The sequence below is a fragment of the Kutzneria sp. NPDC052558 genome, assembly GCF_044547355.1.
Classification (GTDB): Bacteria; Actinomycetota; Actinomycetes; order Mycobacteriales; family Pseudonocardiaceae; genus Kutzneria.
The window spans coordinates 320,328-340,917 of the sequence record NZ_JBIUAG010000006.1; the positions used below are offsets into that span (position 1 = coordinate 320,328).

The 20,590-nt window shown below is 70.1% G+C and carries 17 protein-coding genes; 8 read left to right on the plus strand and 9 right to left on the minus strand.

All coding sequences use genetic code 11. The features are described from left to right. Positions 1–5: 5 nt before the first annotated feature. Entirely contained in the window at positions 6–1,376 is a 1,371-nt protein-coding gene (locus ACIG5F_RS13775; protein ID WP_396517990.1) for a serine hydrolase domain-containing protein, read from the minus strand. A gap of 62 nt (positions 1,377–1,438) precedes the next feature. Between ACIG5F_RS13775 and ACIG5F_RS13780 the strand changes: the two genes are divergently transcribed. Together ACIG5F_RS13780 and ACIG5F_RS13785 are read left to right on the plus strand one after the other, a co-directional pair. Then, complete coding sequence (locus ACIG5F_RS13780) at positions 1,439–2,410, plus strand: magnesium transporter CorA family protein (RefSeq protein WP_396517991.1); 972 nt, start codon at positions 1,439–1,441, stop codon at positions 2,408–2,410. 158 nt (positions 2,411–2,568) lie between these two features. After that, positions 2,569–4,365 carry an anthranilate synthase family protein gene (locus ACIG5F_RS13785; RefSeq protein ID WP_396517993.1) on the plus strand — a complete coding sequence of 599 codons (1,797 nt, stop codon included), beginning with the start codon at positions 2,569–2,571 and terminating at the stop codon, positions 4,363–4,365. Positions 4,366–4,368: 3 nt separating this feature from the next. Here ACIG5F_RS13785 and ACIG5F_RS13790 read toward each other — a convergent pair whose 3' ends face one another. The 5 genes from ACIG5F_RS13790 to ACIG5F_RS13810 all read right to left on the minus strand — a co-directional run bounded on the left by ACIG5F_RS13790 (position 4,369) and on the right by ACIG5F_RS13810 (position 13,117). Next, positions 4,369–5,070, minus strand: coding sequence for a siderophore-interacting protein (locus tag ACIG5F_RS13790; RefSeq protein WP_396517994.1), 702 nt, complete (start codon positions 5,068–5,070; stop codon positions 4,369–4,371). Between the two features lie 164 nt (positions 5,071–5,234). Continuing rightward, entirely contained in the window at positions 5,235–6,707 is a 1,473-nt protein-coding gene (locus ACIG5F_RS13795; RefSeq protein ID WP_396517996.1) for a PKD domain-containing protein, read from the minus strand. A gap of 21 nt (positions 6,708–6,728) precedes the next feature. After that, positions 6,729–8,228: a PKD domain-containing protein gene (locus ACIG5F_RS13800; RefSeq protein ID WP_396517997.1), complete on the minus strand. Its 1,500-nt coding sequence runs from the start codon at positions 8,226–8,228 to the stop codon at positions 6,729–6,731. Between the two features lie 120 nt (positions 8,229–8,348). After that, on the minus strand, positions 8,349–10,220 hold the full coding sequence (locus tag ACIG5F_RS13805; RefSeq protein WP_396517998.1) for a serine/threonine-protein kinase: 1,872 nt from the start codon (positions 10,218–10,220) through the stop codon (positions 8,349–8,351). A 239-nt stretch (positions 10,221–10,459) separates the two neighbouring features. Continuing rightward, complete coding sequence (locus ACIG5F_RS13810; RefSeq protein ID WP_396518000.1) at positions 10,460–13,117, minus strand: lectin; 2,658 nt, start codon at positions 13,115–13,117, stop codon at positions 10,460–10,462. Between the two features lie 258 nt (positions 13,118–13,375). Here ACIG5F_RS13810 and ACIG5F_RS13815 point away from each other — a divergent pair, with 258 nt between their 5' ends. Next, entirely contained in the window at positions 13,376–14,641 is a 1,266-nt protein-coding gene (locus ACIG5F_RS13815) for an alginate lyase family protein (RefSeq protein WP_396518002.1), read from the plus strand. A 126-nt stretch (positions 14,642–14,767) separates the two neighbouring features. Here ACIG5F_RS13815 and ACIG5F_RS13820 read toward each other — a convergent pair whose 3' ends face one another. Genes ACIG5F_RS13820 through ACIG5F_RS13830 form a run of 3 tightly spaced genes read right to left on the minus strand, consistent with a single transcriptional unit; the run spans position 14,768 to position 16,400 of the window. Further along, a complete protein-coding gene (locus ACIG5F_RS13820; RefSeq protein ID WP_396518004.1) occupies positions 14,768–15,526 on the minus strand; it encodes a class I SAM-dependent methyltransferase in 759 nt (252 codons plus the stop codon). Positions 15,527–15,578: 52 nt separating this feature from the next. Next, positions 15,579–15,986: a VOC family protein gene (locus ACIG5F_RS13825; protein WP_396518005.1), complete on the minus strand. Its 408-nt coding sequence runs from the start codon at positions 15,984–15,986 to the stop codon at positions 15,579–15,581. Positions 15,987–16,040: 54 nt separating this feature from the next. Continuing rightward, a complete protein-coding gene (locus tag ACIG5F_RS13830; RefSeq protein WP_396518106.1) occupies positions 16,041–16,400 on the minus strand; it encodes a helix-turn-helix domain-containing protein in 360 nt (119 codons plus the stop codon). Positions 16,401–16,545: 145 nt separating this feature from the next. On the opposite strand from ACIG5F_RS13830, the gene ACIG5F_RS13835 reads away from it, so the two are divergent. From ACIG5F_RS13835 to ACIG5F_RS13855, 5 genes are all read left to right on the plus strand, one after another. Beyond that, positions 16,546–17,076 carry an NADPH-dependent FMN reductase gene (locus tag ACIG5F_RS13835; RefSeq protein WP_396518006.1) on the plus strand — a complete coding sequence of 177 codons (531 nt, stop codon included), beginning with the start codon at positions 16,546–16,548 and terminating at the stop codon, positions 17,074–17,076. A gap of 9 nt (positions 17,077–17,085) precedes the next feature. Beyond that, positions 17,086–17,460, plus strand: a complete 375-nt coding sequence (locus ACIG5F_RS13840; protein ID WP_396518007.1) for a VOC family protein — start codon at positions 17,086–17,088, stop codon at positions 17,458–17,460. A gap of 87 nt (positions 17,461–17,547) precedes the next feature. Next, the gene (locus tag ACIG5F_RS13845) at positions 17,548–18,102 is read left to right on the plus strand and encodes a hypothetical protein (RefSeq protein ID WP_396518008.1); all 555 of its coding nucleotides are present in this window, start codon (positions 17,548–17,550) and stop codon (positions 18,100–18,102) included. 56 nt (positions 18,103–18,158) lie between these two features. Next, the gene (locus ACIG5F_RS13850) at positions 18,159–19,475 is read left to right on the plus strand and encodes an MFS transporter (protein ID WP_396518009.1); all 1,317 of its coding nucleotides are present in this window, start codon (positions 18,159–18,161) and stop codon (positions 19,473–19,475) included. A 36-nt stretch (positions 19,476–19,511) separates the two neighbouring features. Next, positions 19,512–20,453 carry a DUF3152 domain-containing protein gene (locus ACIG5F_RS13855; protein WP_396518010.1) on the plus strand — a complete coding sequence of 314 codons (942 nt, stop codon included), beginning with the start codon at positions 19,512–19,514 and terminating at the stop codon, positions 20,451–20,453. Positions 20,454–20,590: the final 137 nt, after the last annotated feature.

Sequence of the window (20,590 nt, forward strand, 5' to 3'; positions counted from 1 at the left end):
GGAGCTTACAGCGCCCGCCACCCGTTCGGGTCCACTCCGCCGGGAATCTCGGCGGTGACGTCGTAGGGCTCCCGGCTGAAGATGAACGTGGCCAGGTCGAGGTGGCTGATCGAGCCGTCGGCCCGGCGGACGATCCGCAGCGTCTCCCCGTCGTAGTAGCCGTCCAGGCCGATCCAGGTGTCCGGCCCGGTCGGCCGGAACCGCGACCCGCGGCCGCCGGCGGCGATGGGCGTGATGCTGATCCACCGGTCGGACAGCAGCCGCAGCGAACGCGGGGCCGGGCCCCAGTACCAGGTGCCGGTCATGGCCAGCAGCTCCTGGTCCACCTCGGCCAGCGGGCGCCACTCGGCCGGCAGCCGCGGCTCCAGCGTGGAGATGATGTCGATCAGGTCCGCGCACAGGCCCGGCACGTCCACGCCGGAGGTGGAGTTGGCCATCGCGATGCCGGCGGTGCCGGTCGCCGGGTCGGTCCACACGGTGGCCACGAAGCCGGGCATGGAGCCGGTGTGCCCGGCCAGCCGCCGGTTGCGGTTGCGGGCCAGCTGGAACCCGAGGCCGTAGCCGCTGGTCCACTGGTCGCCGTCCTCGACGACGGCCGGCTCCCGCATCTCGGCCACGGTGTCGGGGTGCAGCACCCCGCCGGTGTCGCCGCCGACGAACCGGGCCCAACGGCCCAGGTCGGTGAGCGTGGACCACAGCTGGCCGGCCGGGGCCATGGCGACCGCGTCGTGCGCCGGCTCGGGCAGCAGCACGTCGGCCCACGGGTGTACGGCGAAGCCCTCGGCGTGCGGCCGCTCGGGCATCGGGGTGGTGCGGGTCATGCCCAGCGGCTGGAGGAGCTCGGCGCGCACGGCGTCCATCCAGCTCATGCCGCGCAGCCGGGCCACCAGCTCGCCGAGGGCGCCGTAGCCGAGGTTGGTGTAGTGGAACTTGCGGCCGGGGCGGTGCTTGAGCTCCTCCTCGGTGACCCGGTCGGACAGCTCGGTCCACTCCACGCCGGGCGTGCGCTCCCACCACAGGCCCGGGGACTCGGCGGTCAGGCCGCCGGCGTGGGCCAGCAGCTGAGCCACGGTCACGTCGGCGAACGCGGTGCCGGGCACGTACTTGCCGTACGGGGCGTTCAGCTCGACCTTGCCCTCGTCGCGCAGGCGCATCACCAGCGCGGCGATGAAGGTCTTGGTGATGGAGCCGATGCGGTATTGCGTGTCCACGGTGGGCGCCTGGCCGTCGACCCGGCCGCGGCCGCCGCTCCAGACCAGGCCGCCGTCGCGCACCACGGCCGCGGCCAGTGACGGCGCCCGCTTGGCGGCCTGCTCGGTGGCCACGCGCTGCAACAGCGCGCGTTCGGTGGTCGGCAGCAGTGGTTCTGTGGGCACGCGCCTGGTCCTTTCCCCGTGTGTCGGCTGAGCGGCGGAGGGCGGGCCGTAGCCTGGCAGGCATGGCTCGCACCCGGCTCTACCGTAACGGCGTCCTGGTCTCCGAGGACTTCAACCCCGCGGACATCTCCGACCACCTGGACGAGCCGGGGGTGGCGATGTGGCTGGACATGTGCGAACCGGACGAAGCGGACCTGGCCACCATCACCGAGGAGCTGGGGCTGCACCGGTTGGCCGTGGAGGACGCGGTGCACGAGCACCAGCGGCCCAAGCTGGACCACTACGAGTCGCACCTGTTCCTGGCCGCCTATGTCGCCTTCGTGCACCCCTACAGCGAACGGCTCAACACCAGCGAGATCTCGGTGTTCATCACGCCGACCTGCCTGGTCACCGTGCGCAAGGAGCCCAGCTTCGACATCGACCAGGTGGTGGCCCGCTGGGACAACAACGCCGACCTGGCCAAGAGCGGCGTCGGCTTCCTGCTGCACGGGCTGCTCGACTACGTCGTGGACACCCACATCGACGCCGTCCAGCAGCTCGACGAGAAGATCGAGCAGATCGAGGAGGCGCTGTTCGCCGAGCACGTCGACCTCAAGCCGTTGCAGCGCCGCTCGTACCGGCTGCGGCGCGCCCTGATGGGCCTGCGCAAGGTCGCCGGGCCCATGCGGGAGGTGCTGGAGGGCGTGCAGAGGCACGGTTCGCACCTGGTGGACAACACCATGCGGCCGTACTACGCGGACGTGCAGGACCACGTGCTCAAGTCCAGCGGCCGCATCGAGGCGCTGCGGGACCTGGCCGCGACGCTGCGGGAGACCGAGCTGACCGTGCAGAGCAACCAGCTCAACGTGATCATGAAGCAGGTGACCAGCTGGGCCGCGGTCATCGCGGTGCCCACGCTGATCACCGGTTTCTACGGGCAGAACGTCAACTATCCCGGCATCAACACCGAGTGGGGCTTCTGGGTGTCCACGCTGGTGATCGCGGTGGCCTCGGTCGGGCTGTGGTGGTCCTTCCGCAAGCGCGGCTGGCTGTAGTACGGTGTCGGCGTGTCCGCGCGTCAGACCATGAACTGGTGGCCCGTCTCCTAGACGGCCCACCTCCTGCGCGCACCCCGCGGCCGTCTCATCCGAGGCGGCCTTTTTGTTTGCCCGCTTCGGTTGTGGCGGCCCTTTCGCTGGAAAGGACCCCGACCGTGCTGCTGGACCGCATCGCCGCCGCAACGCCCCACGCCCTGCTGCGCCGCTCCCCCGACGTCGTCGACGTGCTCGTCGGCGACATCGTCGAGCTCGACCGCCTGACCGATATTCCCTTGTCCGACAACGAAGTGCTGGCGATCGTGCCGTACCGGCAGATCGCCGAGCGGGGCTTCGAGTGCGTCGACGACGGGGCCCCGCTGCTGGCATTGCTTGTGCGGGAACGGGAATCCGTGCCGCTGGACGACGTGCTGGCCCGCATCGAGGACGTGCCGTTCACGCTGGCCGACGCCGGCTTCGACGTGGACGACGAGGCCTACGGGGAGATCGTGCGCAAGGTGCTGGCCGAGGAGATCGGCCAGGGGGCCGGGGCCAACTTCGTCATCAAACGCACTTACACCGCGACGATTCCCGACTACAGCGCGGCGACCGGGCTGGCCGTGTTCCGGCGGCTGCTGCTGGCCGAGCGGGGCGCGTACTGGACGTTCCTCGTGCACACCGGTGAGCGCACCTTCGTCGGCGCCACCCCCGAGCGGCACGTGTCGGTCGAGGACGGCATCGCCATGATGAACCCCATCAGCGGCACCTACCGCCATCCCTCCGGCGTCGCCGACCGGGCCGAGCTGCTGGCCTTTCTGGCCGACGGCAAAGAGACCGACGAGCTCTACATGGTCGTCGACGAGGAGTTGAAGATGATGGCCCGGGTCGCCGCGCGGGGCGGTCGGGTGCTCGGGCCGTACCTGAAGGAGATGTCCCGGCTCACCCACACCGAGTACCTGCTGGCCGGACAGACCACCGTGGACGTTCGGGAGGTGTTGCGGGAGACCATGTTCGCCCCGACCGTGACCGGCAGCCCGCTGGAGAACGCCTGCCGGGTGATCGCCCGCCACGAGCAGCGCGGCCGCGGCTACTACGCCGGCGTGCTGGCCCTCATCGGCCCGCACGGGTCCTCTTTGGACGCTCCCATCCTCATCCGCACCGCCGAGATCGGCATGGATGGCTCGCTCCAGGTCTCCGTCGGCGCCACCCTCGTGCGTGATTCCGTGCCCTCGGCCGAGATCGCCGAGACCCACGCCAAGGCCGCCGGCGTCCTGTCCGCCCTGCACGGTCTGTCCACACCGGACTCTGCCGGCTCCTCCTTCGCCGATGACGTCCAGGTTCTCGCCGCCCTGGCCGCCCGCAACGACCGCCTGGCCCGGTTCTGGCTGGAGCCGCGGGAACTCACCGCCGGGCCGTTCACCGGCCGGCGGGTCCTGATCGTCGACGGCGAGGACACGTTCACCGCCATGCTCTCCCATCTCCTCCAGGCCCTGGGTTTCGCCGTCACCATCGTCGGCCACGACAGCGCGCCGGCGCTGTCCGGCTACGACCTCGTGATCGCCGGCCCCGGCCCCGGCGATCCGCGCGAGCACACCAGCCCCAAGATCGCCGCCCTGCGCGGCGTCGTCCGCGACGTCCTGGAATCCGGCACTCCGCTGCTGGCCATCTGCCTCGGCCACCAGGTCCTGTGCTCGCTGCTCGGCCTGGAGCTCATCCGCAAACCCCAGCCGTACCAAGGCATGCAGCGCGCCATCTCGCTGTTCGGCCGGCCCGAGCGGGTCGGCTTCTACAGCACCTTCGTCGCCGTCGGCGCCGTGCCCGGCGTCGAGATCTCCGCCGACCCGGCCAGCGGCGAGGTCCACGCCCTGCGCTCCCCCGGCTTCGCCTCCACCCAGTTCCACCCCGAGTCCGTGCTGACCGAACACGGCATCGACATCCTGGCGCGGCTGCTCACCGATCTCCTGCCGGCCCGGTAGCGCTCAGTCGAGGCCGGTGCGGCCCTCGGCCCAGTAGGCCTTGCCCTTGATCTCGACGGGTCGCAGCGACCAGTTCCTCGTGTCGCGGCGAACCTCGTGCACCGTCTTGGCATTCCCGGTCACGACCAGGACGAACGGCTCGTCCGGCGTCACACCGCGCACGTGGTCCAGCAGCGCGCGGGGATCGGCCGGTTTGGCCACCACACGGCTCGACCGGTCGAGCCCGTGCGCGGCGAGCACCGCCGTGGCGGCATCAGGATCGGCTGCCTCGATGACGTGGTCGACCCGGGAGGTGACGCCGCTCAGGGCGATCGCCAGGGCGATGCTCGACTCGTCGCCGACGAACACGGCCCGGTCGATCCCGCGCAGGTCGATGGATTTGCGGGGGCCGAACACATCGCACATGTCCCCGGCCGCCACGGTGCGGAACCACTCGGCCGCCGGACCGTCGGCGTGCGTGCAGGCGATCAGCTCCGTCGTGTCGCCGTCCCACCGGATCGGGGTGTAGGCCCGCAGCTTCAGCGTTCCCCGCTGGGTCCGGATCTGCGTTTTCATGCCCGGCGCCCACTCCGCGCCCCGCAACGCCTCGGCCCGCAGTTCGACGCGGACGAATCCCGGCGCGCACGGCTGCGCCACCGTCACCTCCGCCGTCCGCAGGAACGCGTTGCCGGCCAGATCGACCAGGCGCTCGGAGAGGCTGGGCATGGATTCTCCCGTGGTCACAAGCTGAAGCGACACCCTCTCGCCGATCCTACCCACCACCGCCCCACCCCCCGGCACGTGAGTGGCTTACTTGCGCTCAGGGGGCACGTGAGTGGCTCATTTCGCACCAGAAGCGAAATGAGCCACTCACGTACCGAGACTGCGGATCAGGACTTGGGGCGGACGGTGGCGGTCACGGCGGTGATGGTGTTGTCCTGCGGGTGGGCGTCGTCGTAGTAGCCGGTCTTCAACGTGGCCTTGGCCTGGAAGCTCACCTTGCCGGCGGCGGCGTCGGCGGCGGTGTAGGTGTAGGCGAACGGGAAGACGACCTTGCGGCCGGCGCCGGCCACCACGTGCTGGGTGAGTACGCCGACGCTCTGGTAGTAGCCGTTCTCCGACAGGCGGAACAGCTCGACCGAGACGTCCTCGTCGTAGCGGGTGTCGGCGACCGACACGCTGATCGACTTGGTCTGGTCGACGCGGGCCGATGCCGGCACGACGAAGTCGGACACGGACACGTCGTGGGTGACGACCGGCACCGTCAGGGAGCCGGTCCCGGTGCGCCCGTCGGCGGTCGCCCCGGTCAGCACGACCTGGTACTGACCGTCCTTTGTGTACTGGTGGTGGATCGGGTCGCCGGTGACGGGCGCGGACGTGCCGTCGCCGAAGCTCACCTCGCCGGTGACCAGCGGCCGGCCGAGGGGATCGCCGGCATACGTGGAGAACTCGACGTCGTTGTAGACCGAGGGGCGTTCGGGAAAGGCGTAGACCTTGGGGGCCAGTGTGGGCGCGGTCGAGATGCGCACGTCGAACCGGGTCGTGTTGAGCACGGAGGCGCCCAGCCGGATGTAGTAGGTCTGCCCGGCGGTGGCCGTGAACACCGAGTTGGCCACCGACATCGAGGGCGCGCAGTCCACTTCGGACAGATCGCCCAGCTGGTCGCCCCGGTACACGGTGATCGCCGGCGACACGTAGTAGGCGACCTTCTCCACGCTCACCGAACGGGTGCGGTCGGGCGTGTACCGGTACCAGACGGAATGGTCGGCGGTGGCGTCACAGCTCGGGGTCGGCTCCCCCGGCTCGGCCGACGCCCTGGCCAGATCCCCGCTCTGCTCCGAGGGAAAACCGGCCACCGTCGCCGCCGCGAAGTCGTCGTTGGGCGACGGCGCAACCGTGGCGAGGCCGAAGGAGACCTGGGTGCCGTAGTAGGGGAACAGCAGCATGATGTGATAGGTCGTGCCGGCCGTGACGTGGAAGGTGGCCGACGAGCCGGTGTTGAAGTTGGTGCAGGCGCCCGGAACCGGGGTCAGCGCGCCGCGGGTTCCAGTGTACGCGGCGATCAGCGGCGTGCTCCCCGACGAGGCCACGGTCGCCAGCACGATCCCATCGGCGGCCGGGGTGTAGTCGTACCAGACGCTCGCCCTGATCGACGGGTAGCACGAGGTCGGGTCGTCGGCGGCTGTGGTGGCCTGGGTGTTGTCCTGCGCGCTGGTGAACGGCAGGGCGGTGACGGCGGTCGCGGAGTCGAAGTCGTCGTTGGACGGCGTCGCGGCGTTGGCCACGCCGGGTGTCAGCAGCACGGTCACGGCGGCCACGAAGCCGAGGACCGGTAAGCACAGGCGTCGAACGGAAAGCGTCATCTCGTTGTCCCCCTTGGACTTTCAGCTGGCCTGGCGCACGGTCTTCGGATTCACGGTGGTGGCGATGGCGATCACCTCGTTGTCGGCCGCCCGGGCGTCCCGCTCCGGATACGGCAGCTGGACCACGGCCCGGAAGCTCACCTTGCCCACCGCCGCGTCATCGGAGGTGAACGTGTAGGCGAAGGGGAACGCCACGGTGCCCTTGGCCCGTGCGGGCACGTTCAGCGTGAGCCGGCCGACCTCGACCCAGTACGGGTCGCCGCTCTTGTACAGCACGACCGTCGCCTGCTCCGGGTAGCGCGTGTTGGCGACGTGCACGGTAATCGACTTCTGCTGGCCGTCGCGGGCCGTGCTGGGCACGTCGAACTTGGTGATCCCCACGTCGTGCGTGTTCACCGTGACCGTCGTGGTCTTGGTGACTGTGCGGCCGTCCGGGGAGGAGGCGTGCACGGTGACCGTGTAGTCGCCGTCGACGGCGTAGTGGTGGGACACGGAGGCGGTGCCGGCCGGCGCGGTCGTGCCGTCGCCGAAGTCCCACGCGGCGGTCAGCGGTTGGTCGATCGAGTTCCACGAGGAGGTGGAGAAGCTGACGTTGTCGAAGACCGTCGGGAAGGACGGCGAGATGTTGAGCTGCGGATCCAGCGCCGGCGCCTCGGCCACGGTCAGCTTGAGCGGCGGGTAGGCGTCGTACGGCGCCCCGGTGACCCGGATGTGGTAGGTCACGCCGGGGTTGGCGCGGAACACCGTGGGCTGGCCGTAGTTCGACGTGCAGGCCAGCTGCTTGAGCTCCGGCAGCGAGTCCCCGCTGTACACGGAGACCACCGCCGTGTACCCCTCGATCTTCGCGGTGATCGAGGTCGCCGGGCCGTCCGTGCGGTAGGAGTACCAGACCGACGGCACGGCCCGGGACTCGTAGCAGCCCGTCGAGGTCGGCTCGTCGGCCTCGTAGGAGGCGGTCGACAGGTCCGGCTGCAGGGTCTGCGGCAGCGTGGCCAGTGGCTGGGCGTCCGCGAAGTTGTCGTTGGCCGCAGGCGGAATCCGGTCCACCGCGAAGGACAGCGCGCCGCCGGGGACGTCGTAGCCGGCGACCATGAAGTAGTACGTCGTGCCGGCGGTCACCCGTATCGTCATCTTGGCGTTGACGCCGGTGCCGCAGGAGTTGTCCACCGCCCTCAGGTCACCGCGCAGGCCGGTGAAGGCGGAGAGGATCATCGAGCGGTCGCTGCCGGCCGAGGTGGCGCGCACCAGCCCGTCCTCGGTGGCGGTGTACTGGAACCAGACCGTGCCGACCACGTCGCTGCTCTGGCACCAATACGGATCGTCGGCCGCCTTGGTGGCCCCGCTGGTGTCCTCCTGCACGGTGTACGGCAGGGCGGAGATGGTCGTCGGATGGTCGAAGTCGTCATTGGCCGGTGGCGTCGCCGCATGGGCCAGGCCGGGCGCCAGCACCGCCAGGACGACGGCCACCACAGCGACCGCCGTGATCCGGGCATGCGTCAGTAATCGCCGCGAGAGCAGCATCGAATCATCCCCCCGCACAGTTGTGCGCCACCTCGGGCGGTGGCTCCCCGCCCACTACATCGGAAGCGGCCGGCCCGCTGTGACCGTTCCCGAGCGAATTGGACCGTTTGTCGTACGGGGTCAGATACGCCGAGTGACCGTGGTGACCGGGCCGCGCTGGGAGACGCCGGAGTTGGCCAGCCAGCCGTCGAGCTGCTGCTGGACACGGCCCAGGGTGGGCCGGCGGCCGGGGTCCTTGTCGAGGGAGGCCATCAGCAGCCGGCGGTGCACGGACCGCTCGGGCAGCTTGGTGTTGGGCTCGGCGTTGGCCCCGGCGAGCAGGGCGGCCATGGGGTTCTCCCGGGTGCCGCGCGGCGGGTGGCCGGTCAGCGCGTAGCTGACGGTGGCGGCGAGCTGCCAGGCGTCGGAGGCGGGGCTGGCGCTCTCGCCGCGCGCGACCTCGGGGGCCAGGTAGTCGGGGGTGCCCATCATCATGCCGGTGGCGGTCAGGGTGGAGTCGCCCCGCCGCCGGGCCAGGCCGAAGTCGATGAGGTGCGGCATGCCCTCGGGGTCGATGATCACGTTGGAGGGCTTGAGGTCCCGGTGCAGCACGGACTTCTCGTGGGCGGCCCCGAGGGCGCCGGCGAGGGTGGACCACAGGCGGGCGGCGGCGACGTCGTCGAGCAGGCCGTTGCGCTGCATGGTCTGGGCCAGCGACATGCCCTCGACGTACTCCATGACGATGGCGATGCCGTCCTCGTCCTCGAGGATGTCGTAGACGTGCACGCAGTTCTCGTGCCGGACGGCGGCCAGGGCGCGGGCCTCGCGGTACATGCGCTCCTGGGTGTCGGCGTCGGAGGTGTGCGCGATCTTGATGGCGACCTGGCGGTTCAGGTTGGCGTCCTTGGCCAGCCACACCTTGCCGAAGCCGCCGGCCCCGAGCTGGCGGATGCGGCGGAACCGGCCGCCGAACGAGTCGCCGGTGCTGTCGTGCTTGGTCGGGGCGTCCAGCGGGTTGAAAACGGTCTTGTCCGGGTCGGGCGGCGGCGGGGTCGCCCACGGCAGCGGGCCGGGGGTCATGGCCAGGCCACCGGCGGCGACCGAGGGCGGCTGCTGCACGCGAGTGGGCGGCGGCAGGGGCCGGGGCTGGGGGCGCGGCGGCTGGACCTGGGGACGCGGCGGCTGCGGTTGGGGCTGGGCCTGGGTGTACATCTTGGTCGGCGGGTTCTGCCGGGGCATGGCCGCCTGGGTCTGGGGCTTGGCCGGCGGCAGTGAGGGCGGCATCGGCCGCTGCTCACCCAGGGCCTTGGCTCCCGGCTCGTCGGCCTGCTTCGAGGGATGCAGCACGGCGTCGCTGGGCGTGCCCAGCAGCTTCACCGCCAGCACGCCGACCGCGCTGACCGGCAGGAAACCCAGCCACAGCAGCCCGACCACGCCGACCGGCAGGCTGAGGGTGGCGAACACGAAGATGATGTACGGGGCGTAGAACAGCCGGGCCGGCCAGCGGGCCCCGCCCCGGAAGGCGTTCTTGGCCTGCTTGGTGATCCAGAACAGCACGAAGACCGGCACCACGACCAGGGCGGCGATGGACAGCCACCGCTCCGGGCCCGATAAGTAGCCGCTGATCGCCTCGGCCCCCGGCGGGGTGTTCCCGATCAGGTTGTTCTGGGTGGCCAGCACGTAGCAGAAGTGGTCGCCCAGGCTCTGGTTCCCGTTCAGCTCCTGCGCGCCGACGCCCAGGGCGTAGGCCGCCCCCGAGAAGGCCGAGAACGGCAGCAGCAGGTTGCCGACCACGCCGACGGCGGTGAACAGGATCACCATCACCGGGTTGTAGTTGTTGCCGCTGACCTTGCGGATGACCGCCACGACCATGGCCGCCGCGATCGGGGCCAGCGCGAAGAAGCCGCCGGCGAGCACCGTCGTCAGCAGCCAGTCGCCATTGCAGACCCGCAGTCCGAACGCGCTGTGCAGTCCAGACAGCAGGCCGATCACCAGCGCGCCGACACCATCCACCACGCCACTGTATCGCCGAGCTGTCGCCGATAGCCCGTACAGCCCACAACCGAGACCCACGCGTCGCCGACCGGCCCGTTTGCGCAAACCCCCTCGCCCCTCGGGGAACGCCACATGCGCTTCCTATGTGGCATCTGAACGCAAGTGGGAAGCGCATGTGGCGGAAGCCCCGGGGTTAGCGCCACATGCGCTTCCCATGTGGCGTCGGACGCCAAGTAGGAAGCGCATGTGGCAACCGGTCAGGGGAGGTGCCAGACCTGGGCGTTGCTGTTGTTGCAGTCGTAGATCTGGAGCTGGGCGCCGTTGGCGGTGGTGCTGTTGGGGTCGTCCAGGCAGCGCCCGGACTGGGGGTTGACCAGGCCGGATCCCTGCACCCGCCACTGCTGGGCGCCGGTGTTGTTGCAGTCGTAGAGCTGCACCTTCACGCCGTTGGCGGTGCCGGAATTGATCACGTCCACGCACTTGCCCATGACCTGGAGGCTGCCGTCGCCGGGGGCGGCGAAGCGCTGGGCGTTGGAGCCGTTGCAGTCGTAGAGCTGGATCGCGGTGTTGTTGCCGACGCCGCTGTGGTTGTCGTCGACGCATTTGCCAGCGATTGCTGACGTGATGGGCCCGGATTTCACGTACGGAGCGCCGGTTCCGGGATAGGAGGGCGGCGAGGAGGACGCGGCCCACGCGGTGTTGGCGGTGGCGCCGAGCACGTAGTCAAGCGTCCCACCGGTGTTGACGATTGACGGTGGGAGAAACGCGTTGTTCCACGTGGATCCATTGAGCGACAACGACTGCACGTACGGCGCGTTGTCGGCCGCCTGGGGCGCGTCGACGGTCAGCGTGTGCCCGCCGGGCAGGGTGACCACGGCCTGGGTGAACATCGGGCTGCCCAGGGCCAGGTCGGCGGTGCCCGGGGTCTCCGGGAACATGCCCAGCGCCGACCACACGTACCAGGCGCTCATGGTGCCGAGGTCGTCGTTGCCGGCCAGGCCGTTGGGCTTGTTGGTCCAGATCTGGTCCTGGACCTGCCGCACCACCTGCTGCGTCCGGTACGGCTGCCCGACGTAGTCGTACTCCCACGGCAGCTCGATGCTGGGCTCGTTGCCCAGGTCGGACTTGCTGCCGCCGGCCCCGTTGTAGCCGGACAGCACGCTGTTCAGATACGACTGGTACGCCGCGTTGCCACCGAAGGCGGTGGCCAGGCCGTGAATGTTGAACGGCACCATTCCGGTGTACTGCCACGAGGTGCCCTCGACGAAGTTGCTGCCGCTGGTGGCAGTGAAACCGCCCGTCCAGGAACCGTCGGCCTGTCGCGGCTGCATGAACTTGCTGGAGGTGTTGAACAGGTTCACCCATTCCTGGGCACGATTGGCGAACCGGGTCTGGTTCGCGGTGTCGCCGAGCGCCCCGGCGAAGGCCGACAGGGCGAAGTCGGCGGTGTTGTACTCCAGCTGCGTGGACACCGGACCGTAGAAGTTGCAGCAGTTCCACTGCCCGTCGGCCGGCAGGTATCCCGGCGTGGTCAGGTAGTTCTGACCTGGGCGGATGTTGTTCTGCACGGACGCCTCGCGCACCATCGCGGTCAACGCGGTCGCGGTGTCGAAATTGCGGGCGCCGAAGGCGTAGTAGTCGGCGAGAATGGCCGTTCCGGGATCGCCGACCATCACATAGGTCTCACCGTTGTTCAACGCCCACTTGGGCAGCATCCCGCTCTGCGCGTAGTCGTTGACCATCGACTGGGCGATGTCGCTGACGATGTCCGGGGCGACCATCGCCGACAGCTGGGCCTGGGCCCGATATATGTCCCAGCCGGAGAAATTGGCGTACTGGGCATGACCGCTGCCGACGGAGTGCGTTTTGTTGTCGAATCCGATGTACTGCCCGTTCACGTCGGAGAACACGTTCGGATGCAGCAGGGCGTGATACAGCGCCGTGTAGAAGGTCTGCTGCTGGGCCGCGGTGCCGCCGGCGACGGCGATCCGGCCGAGCATGGCGTTCCAGGCCGAGTGGGCGGCCTGGTGCACCGAGTCGAAGTCCCAGTTGGGGTTCTCGGTGTCCCGGTTGCCCTGGGCGTTGGCCGTCGACACGTACGAGACGCCGACCTTGGCCTGCACGACCTGGTTGGCCGTGGTGTCGAAGGTCAGGTACTCCCCGGACGGCCCGACCAGCTGCGGGGTGGCGGTCTGCGGCTGGGCCGGCGCGCCCGGGCGGGTGGTGTCGGGCGCGGGGCCGGAGCTGGTGGCGAAGGTGCCGTTCACCGTGAAGGGATGGTCGAACTTGGCGGCGAAGTACACCGTGTAGGTCGCGGCCGCGCCACAGAAATGGCCGGTGGTGACCGATCCGACGACCTCGGTGTTGTTGACCACCGACACCGTGGTGTTGCTGACGGCGGTCTGGCTGCCGGCCAGCTTGATCAGCAGGTTGGCCTGCTTGGTCGCCGGGAAGGTGAAGCGGCCCATGCCGGATCTGGTGGTCGTGGTCAGCTCGGTGGTGATGCCCGAGTTGAGCTTGACCTTGTAGTAGCCGGCGTCGGCCTGCTCGTTTGCGTGCGAGAAGGCCGCGGTCGCGCCGCCGTTGACCGCGCCGGTCGTGGGCAGGAACGGCACGTCGCCCATGGCCCCGCAGCCGGGGCCGGCGATGTGGGTGAGGCTGAAGCCGGTGATCGAGGAGTCGTTGTACTCGTAGCCGCCGCCGTCGGGGCGGCTGGGCGTGTCCGGGCTCCACTGGACCATGCCGAACGGCACGTCCGCGCCCGGGAAGTCATCGGCGGCGTTGCTGGTGCCGATGAACGGATACACGATCGAGGCAGGGTCGGCCACCAGCGCGGGCTGCGCCGGAACCGCGGGTGTCGCGGGGAGGAGCAGGGTCACCAGCGCGGCCAACGCCAGTGTCGGGGACAAGGCCATCAAGTTCACCCTTTCCGCTCTGACATCGTTGTCATATCCACCGTTGTGAACATCGGCGGCTCCGGTGGTCCCACGCACCGCCGTGCGGCCCCCCGCGCCCGATCAGTCACGTCGGCCAAGCGGCCCAGGGACGAATCGGACCCTTCGCCACGCTGTTGACCTGGGCCGTTCGCACGCGTAGAAAGTCACTGCCGCGCCACCGCCACGCCGCGTCCGTTCCACACGGGTGCGGCTCGTTCCTCGTGAGGACGTGCATTGGTGATCGGTCAGCTCGGTGCGGCGCTGGTGACAACGATGGGCCTGGTGCTGGCCCCGTTATGCCATGACGCGGCCGCAGTGAAAGCCCCGCACACCGTGGTGATGGACGGCCAGGCCCTGGCCGCCACCAAGGTGCAGCTGGTGACGGGGACCGCGCCCAAGGCGACCCGCACCGCGTACAACCTGCTGGTCAAGACGGCCGACGCCGACCTGAAGGCCGGTCCGTGGTCGGTGTTGGACAAGCCGCAGACCCCGCCCAGCGGTGACAAGCACGACTACATGAGCCAGGCGCCCTACTGGTGGGCCGGGCCCAAGACCGCCGACAACCCGATGGGCTGCCCGTACGTCAACAAGGACGGCCAGCGCAATCCCGAGGCCGACGCGATCACCGACCACACCTACCGGATGGTGGCCTGGGACGCGATCCGCGACCTGGCGCTGGCCTGGTACTACACCGGTGACGCCCGCTACGCCGCGCGGGCCGAGCTGGACATCCGCACCTGGTTCCTGAACCCGGCCACGGCGATGAACCCGAACCTGAACTTCGCGCAGATCATCCCGTGCAGCACCAAGATCTCCGGCACCGGCATCATCGACTCCTCGCAGAGCCTGACCCAGGTGCTGGACGCGATCACCGTGCTGGAGTCCGGGGCGCCCGGCTGGAAGGCCCAGGACAGCACCGGCCTCAAGGCCTGGTTCGGCAAGTTCCTGGACTGGATGCAGACCAGCCCGCAGGCCAAGCTGGAGCTGGCCGCCACCAACAACCACGGCAGCTTCATCGACCAGCAGAACGCCGCGATGGCGCTCTACATCGGCAACACCACGCTGGCCAGGTCCATCGTCGAGTCGGTGAAGCTGAACCGGATCGACAAGCAGATCAAGGCCGACGGCAGCCAGCCGCTGGAGCTGTCGCGCACGATGTCCTGGCACTACGCCAACTTCAACCTGGTGGCGCTGGGCCGGCTGGCCGAGATCGGCAAGAACCTCGGCATCGACCTGTGGCACTACACCGGCCCGGGCGGCGGCAGCATCCTCAAGGCCGTCGACTTCCTGATCCCGGCGGCCGAGCAGGGCCAGAGCGTCTGGCCGTACCAGCAGATCAACGTGTTCGACCAGTCGATCGCCGTGGACATCTTCCACGCCGCCGCCGACCAGGCCCACGACAAGGCGGCCGCCGCGGCGATCGCCAAGACCCCGGCGCCGACTCTGGGCGATCTCTGGCCGATCCGCCCCGGCGTCACCTCCCTCGACCCGCCCCTGAAGTGACGCGGATCTGATGCCAGGAGGCCCGATACTGGCGCCTGGTGCAGTGAAAGGGCCGTTCCTGGCGTTTTTGGTGTCATGAAGGGCCCCTTACTGACGTTGAACGTCAGTAAGGGGCCCTTCATGACGTCAGATCCGGCGGGCGAGGTGGATCATGAGGTCGGCGTTGACCTTGACCGTCGCGGGCAGGACGGCGAGGATCCGGCCGTACACGCGCTGCCGCGTCGAGGGCGGCAGTTCGAGGTAGGCCGAGATGGTGGAGAGCAGGCCGATGTAGTCCTCGGCGGTCATCGTCGAGCGGCGGGCGACCACCTCCTGCCGGACGTCGGTGAACAGTTCGGACTGCTGGAGTTCGGTGCCCGGCCACTGCATGTCCTGCTCCGGCGGCGTGCCGTCCGGCGAGGGAATCTCGTCGCTGTCCAGGAACGGCTTGCGGGCCGCGTTCACGGCGTCCAGCAGCGCCGGATCGGTCAGCAGGGTCCGGCCGCCGAACGAGGCGAACACCCCGCCCGGCACCAGCATCGAGGCCACTCGCGGCCATCGGTCGACCGGCTCGGTCCAGTGCAGAGACGATGCCGCGTACACCATTGCGTAGTCGCCGCCGGGCGGCAGGTCCTCGAGCGCGCCCCGGGCCGTCCGGACGTTGGACGGCAGGTGCTTGCGCAGCTCGACCAGCATGTCCTCGTCGGGATCCGTTGCGGTGACGGCGATCCCGCGTTCCGCGAACAGCCGGGTGGCCTTGCCGGTGCCGGCGCCGATCTCCAGCGCCGTCCCGATAGGACGGCCGGCGTAGGCCAGCACGGTGTCGGCCACCTCGTCCGGATAGCCCGGCCGGAATCGCTCGTAGTTCTCCGCCACCGCTCCGAAACTCAAGGCACGCCCAGGCATACCGGGCATCGTGGCACAGCCCGCGCCGCCGATGCCCGGCCTTTACGGGGTGTCAGAGCGGCTGGCTGAAGCGGATGGCGTTGCCGAACGGGTCGCGCAGGCCGCAGTCGATGCCGTAGTCCCGCTTGGTCGGCTGGTCGGTGAACTCCACTCCCTTGGCCAGCAGCGTCTCATAGGTCTTCTGGCAGTCGTCGGTGGTGAAGAACAGGGTGCCGGCCATCGCGCCCTTGGTCAGCAGCTCCCGCACCTGGGCCGCGGTCGCCTCGTCCATCCGCGGCGGGCCCGGCTTCTCCAGCAGGATCTCGCGGTCGGGCTCGCCCGGCACGTTGACCGTCAGCCACCGCATGAAGCCGAGGTCGGCGTCGGTGTTGACCTCCAGGCCGAGCTTGCCGACGTAGAAGTCGAGCGCCTCGTCCTGGTCGAGCACGAAGATCTGGGAAATCTTGATTCCGGTGAACATGCCGCAGACGCTAGTGCCGGCGGGTCGGCCGCCGCTTATCCAAAACTGCTGGGTTCACCCTCGCGGTCGCATCCACGACATGGCGAAACAGGTCGGCACCGCCGCGAGCGGCCCTCGAGCCCGGTATTCCGTCGGCGATTCGCCGACGATGTCCCGGAAGGTGCGGCTGAACGTGCCCAGGCTGGTGAAGCCCACCTCCAGGCAGATGTCGGTGACGCTGCGATCGCCGCACCGCAGCAGGAACATCGCCCGCTCCACCCGCCGGCGCTGGAGATAGCGGTGCGGCGTCTCCCCGAACGTGGCCCGGAAGGTGCGGCTGAAATGAGCCGGCGACACGTGCGCGATACGGGCCAGCGCCGGCACGTCCAGCGGCTCCGCGTAGTGCCGGTCCATGGCGTCGCGGGCCCGCAGCATCCGGCGGTTCGTGTCCTCCACGGCACGGCTCACCCGCAGATGACACCACATCACGGTGACGGTCGAGATCCCACCGGTCGCCGCCACCCCGGCCAGATGATGGGAACGGTTGCGGGCGGACCGGCCCGGTGAGGATGCTCGGGGCATGTCCATCACCAGCGGCGTGCTCGTCGGCAACCCCCGTCCCGCTTCCCGCACCCTCGGCGCCGCCGTGGCGCTGCGCGACGCCGTGCACCTCGTGCTCGGCGACGCCACCGCCGGCCCCGTGGTCGACGCGGCCGAACTGGCCCAGCAGGTGTTCGCCCCCGACGCCACCGCCGTCAAGGACGCCTTGGCAGCGCTGGCCGCCGCCAAGGTGCTCGTCGTCGCCTCCCCCACCTACAAGGCCACCTACACCGGTCTGCTCAAGGCCGTGCTCGACCAGGCCCCCGGCGGCTGGCTCAAGGGCGTCGTCGCCGTGCCCCTCCAGGTCGCCGCCTCCGACAAGCACGCCCTGGCCGTCGACCTGCACCTGCGCCCCGTGCTCGTCGAACTCGGCGCCACCGTGCCCGGTCCCGGCGTCTTCGTGAACGAGGCCCGCCTGGCCGGCGACCGCGACGCCCTGGTCAAGGAGCTGGCCGAGGAGCTCGAGTCCACTGGCACCGCGAACGCGCTGCGGGCCCTGCTCGCGCAATAACCTGGGGGCATGCCCGCCGACAACTTCACCAAGCTGGCCCCCGTGCTCAACGTGCGCGACCTGCCGGCGGAACGAGCCTTCTACGAGAAACTCGGCCTCCCGGTGACCTACGAAGGGCCCGAATACCCCGACTTCATCGCCTTCGGCACCGCGACCATCGATTTCGGGATCCAGGCCGCGGCCGAGCAGAACGATCCCCCCAGCGTCCTGACCTGGCAGCTCGGCGTCGCCGACATCGACGCGGCCGCCGAGCAGTGCCGGGCCGCCGCGCTCGCCTTCACCGTCGAACACAACAACCCGGCGCCGGGCTGGAGCTACCGGCGCCTGATCCTCCAGTCGCCCAGCGGCTACCGCGTCGCCCTGGAAGGCCCGAACGAGGCGTAGCGACGCGAAGGTGGATAAAAGGCATTTGTGCGCGGCTGTCCGACCGTAGGATCGGCGGCGCTCAACTGCCAAGGGGGAGAAACCGCTGTGAGATCCACTCTGCTGCTGGCCGCCGCCGTCACCGGGCTCGGCCTGCTCACCGCCTGCTCGACGCCCACCGCCGCGCCGACGACCACCACCACGACCACAACCCCGAGTCCGACGACCACATCGCCGACGACGACCGCCCAGGCCGCCCCCGACGGCAGCGCCGCGCATCCGTTCGCGTTCGGGCACACCTGGGGCGGGCCCGGCACCCTGTCCATCACCGTCGGCGCCCCGGCGGCTTATACGCCGAGCAGCGCCTTCGCGCCCGGCTCTATCCCCCGCGCGGTCGTGCTGGACATCGAGGTCGCCAACCCCGCCGGCTCGCCGCCCATGCCGGCCCCGGCCATCACCTTCCAGGTCACCGCCGGCCAGGCGAAGGCCGAGCAGCTCAGCGACCCGGCCAACGGCGTCGGTATGCCGCAGGGGTCCATCGCGCCCGGCCAGACGCTCAAGTGGAAGCTGGCCTACAGCGTGCCGACGGCCCCGGGCGACCTCACCGTGCAGGTCGGGCTGATCTACAGCACCAAGCCGGTCTACTTCGCCGGCAAGATCTGACCGCCGCCCGACCGTCCCGGTCGGCCTTGCGAGATCGTTCCCGCTAGGTTGCACAGGTGTCCGTCGCAGCGCGCATGAACCGGTTGCCGATCACCCGATCGCACCGGCTGGCCACGGTCGCCGTGGGCCTGGGTCTGTTCTTCGACATCTACGAGATCTTCCTGGCCGGCACCTTGGCCAACGTGCTGGTCGCGGAGTTCCATCTGGACAAGGCGATCCTGCCGGCGGTGCTGGCCTCGACGTTCGTCGGCATGTTCGTGGGCGCGATCCTGCTGGGACGGCTGGCCGACAAGATCGGGCGGCGGCGGGCGTTCCTGCTCAGCCTGGGCGTGTACTCGCTGTTCTCGCTGGCCGGGGCGGCCAGTGTGGGGCCGTGGACGCTGATGCTGAGCCGGTTCTGCGCCGGGGTGGGCATCGGCGCGGAGCCGGCGGTGTCGGACACGTACCTCGGCGACCTGCTGCCGCCGAAGAAACGGGGCCTGTACACGGGAATCGCGTACACGCTGTCGTTCTTCGGCGTGCCGGCGGTGGGGTTCCTGGCCGCCTGGCTGGTGCCGACGGGGCCGGACGCGTGGCGCTGGCTGTTCGTGATCGGCGCGGCCGGGGCGGTGATCGTGTTCCTGCTGCGGACCGGGCTGCCGGAGTCGCCGCGCTGGCTGGAGTCGGTGGGCCGGCGCGAGGAGGCCGAGAAGATCGTGGCCCGGTTCGAGGCCGAGGCCGGCAGGGACCTGCCGGAGCCGGTGGCCGACGAGACGCCGAACACCACGGCCTCGGTCGGGGCGCTGCTGCGGCCGCCCTACCGCCGTCGCACGATCATGATGGCGGTGTTCCACCTGCTCCAGACGTTCGGCTACTACGGCTTCGGCACGCTGGTGCCGACCGTGCTGGCGGCCAAGGGCTACCCGATCGTGCAGTCGCTGCTGTTCAGCGGCATCACCTTCATCGGCTACCCGGTCGGGGCGGCGCTGTCGCTGCCGATCATCGAACGGGTCGAGCGCAAGTACCTGGTCGTCGCCTCCGGCCTTGCCATGGCCGCCTGCGGGCTGGCCTTCGGCTTCGCCTCGTCCGAGGCGCTGATCCTGACCTTCGGCTTCCTCTACACGGCCGTCAGCAACGTCTTCAGCAACGCCTTCCACGTCTACCAGGCCGAGATCTTCCCGACCGGGCTGCGCTCCACCGCCGCCGGCTCCACCTACTCGCTGTCCAGGCTGTCCAGCGCGGCCATGCCGTTCGTGCTGGTGCCGCTGCTGCACGCGACCAACTCGGCGGTGCTGTTCGCCGTGGTCGCCGCGGCCATGGTGGTCGTGGCGGTGGACGTGGGCCTGCTCGGGCCGCGCACCACCGGCCGGGATCTGGAATTGGTCAACATTTGAGGAAACCCGTCGGGCTACCGGCGCGTAGTTATCACCGTGGCACGACTGAGGGCGAGTGGACGACTGCGGGCGGCCCGGCAGCACACGCGGCGGGCGGCGCAGCCCCTGGCCGCGCCGGCCCAGCCGCCGCGTCCGGGCCGGAAGCGGCCAGGGGCGGGCTGGCTGGTGTACGTGTTTCCGCTGGTCATCGCCCTGACCGCGATCACGGCGTTCCGGATCGTGAAGGAGCCGCCGTCCGAACCGGAGCCGACGCCCACCCCCGCCGCCGGCACCTCCGCGCCGGTCTCCATCGGCGAGGCCCCGCCCGGCGCGAAGTTCGCCCAGCAGCTGGCCTCGGCCGAGCTGCCCGACGGCGGCCCGCTGCCGGCCGCCGGCAAGGGCACCTTCCACGTCGTGCCCGGCGCCTCCGACCAGGTCGGCAAGGGCAAGCTGACGACGTACACCATCGAGGTCGAGGACGGTTTCGAGCCGGTCGGCGGGGACGCCGAGTTCGCGCGCACCGTGCAGGCCACCCTGTCCAACCCCAAGAGCTGGATCGGCGGCGGGCAGATCGCCCTCAAGCGCGTCGAGTCCGGCCAACCCGACCTGCGGATCCGGCTCGCCTCGCAGCAGACCGCCCGCAGCCCCCAGGTGTGCGGCTTCGACATCCCGTACGACACGTCCTGCCGTCTGGGCGAGTCCGTCTACCTCAACGACGCCCGCTGGGAACGCGGCGCGGTGGCCTTCCAGGGCAACATCCTGCTGTACCAGCAGTACGCCGTGAACCACGAGGTCGGCCACTTCTTCGGCGGCAACCACCAGCCCTGCGCCGACAACGGCGGCCTGGCCCCGGTGATGATGCAGCAGACCCTCAGCACCGCCGACGACGACCTCGCCGAGCTCACCACCCAGAATCCGCAGGGCGTCGTGATTCCCCACGACGGCAAGGTCTGCCAGCCCAATCCCTGGCCGTTTCCGGTCGCCGGCCAGGGTCGGTGATGCCGGGTCTGGGGTACGGTGACCGAGTCGGGGGTACCTCGCACGTCCGCGTTCGAGCGGGCGTCGGTCCCGGCGACATCCGACTGGCCGCTCGATCCGGCCGGAGACGGGAGCGCCGACATGCCGTCGGATCGCGT

Bases quoted from the DNA above. Each gene is read 5' to 3' on its own strand.
- ACIG5F_RS13780 (WP_396517991.1), top strand. From the start codon at position 1,439: ATGGCTCGCACCCGGCTCTACCGTAACGGCGTCCTGGTCTCCGAGGAC.
- ACIG5F_RS13790 (WP_396517994.1), bottom strand. From the start codon at position 5,070: ATGCCCAGCCTCTCCGAGCGCCTGGTCGATCTGGCCGGCAACGCGTTC.
- ACIG5F_RS13795 (WP_396517996.1), bottom strand. From the start codon at position 6,707: ATGACGCTTTCCGTTCGACGCCTGTGCTTACCGGTCCTCGGCTTCGTG.
- ACIG5F_RS13800 (WP_396517997.1), bottom strand. From the start codon at position 8,228: ATGCTGCTCTCGCGGCGATTACTGACGCATGCCCGGATCACGGCGGTC.
- ACIG5F_RS13810 (WP_396518000.1), bottom strand. From the start codon at position 13,117: ATGGCCTTGTCCCCGACACTGGCGTTGGCCGCGCTGGTGACCCTGCTC.
- ACIG5F_RS13820 (WP_396518004.1), bottom strand. From the start codon at position 15,526: ATGCCTGGGCGTGCCTTGAGTTTCGGAGCGGTGGCGGAGAACTACGAG.
- ACIG5F_RS13825 (WP_396518005.1), bottom strand. From the start codon at position 15,986: ATGTTCACCGGAATCAAGATTTCCCAGATCTTCGTGCTCGACCAGGAC.
- ACIG5F_RS13830 (WP_396518106.1), bottom strand. From the start codon at position 16,400: ATGCTGCGGGCCCGCGACGCCATGGACCGGCACTACGCGGAGCCGCTG.
- ACIG5F_RS13835 (WP_396518006.1), top strand. From the start codon at position 16,546: ATGTCCATCACCAGCGGCGTGCTCGTCGGCAACCCCCGTCCCGCTTCC.
- ACIG5F_RS13840 (WP_396518007.1), top strand. From the start codon at position 17,086: ATGCCCGCCGACAACTTCACCAAGCTGGCCCCCGTGCTCAACGTGCGC.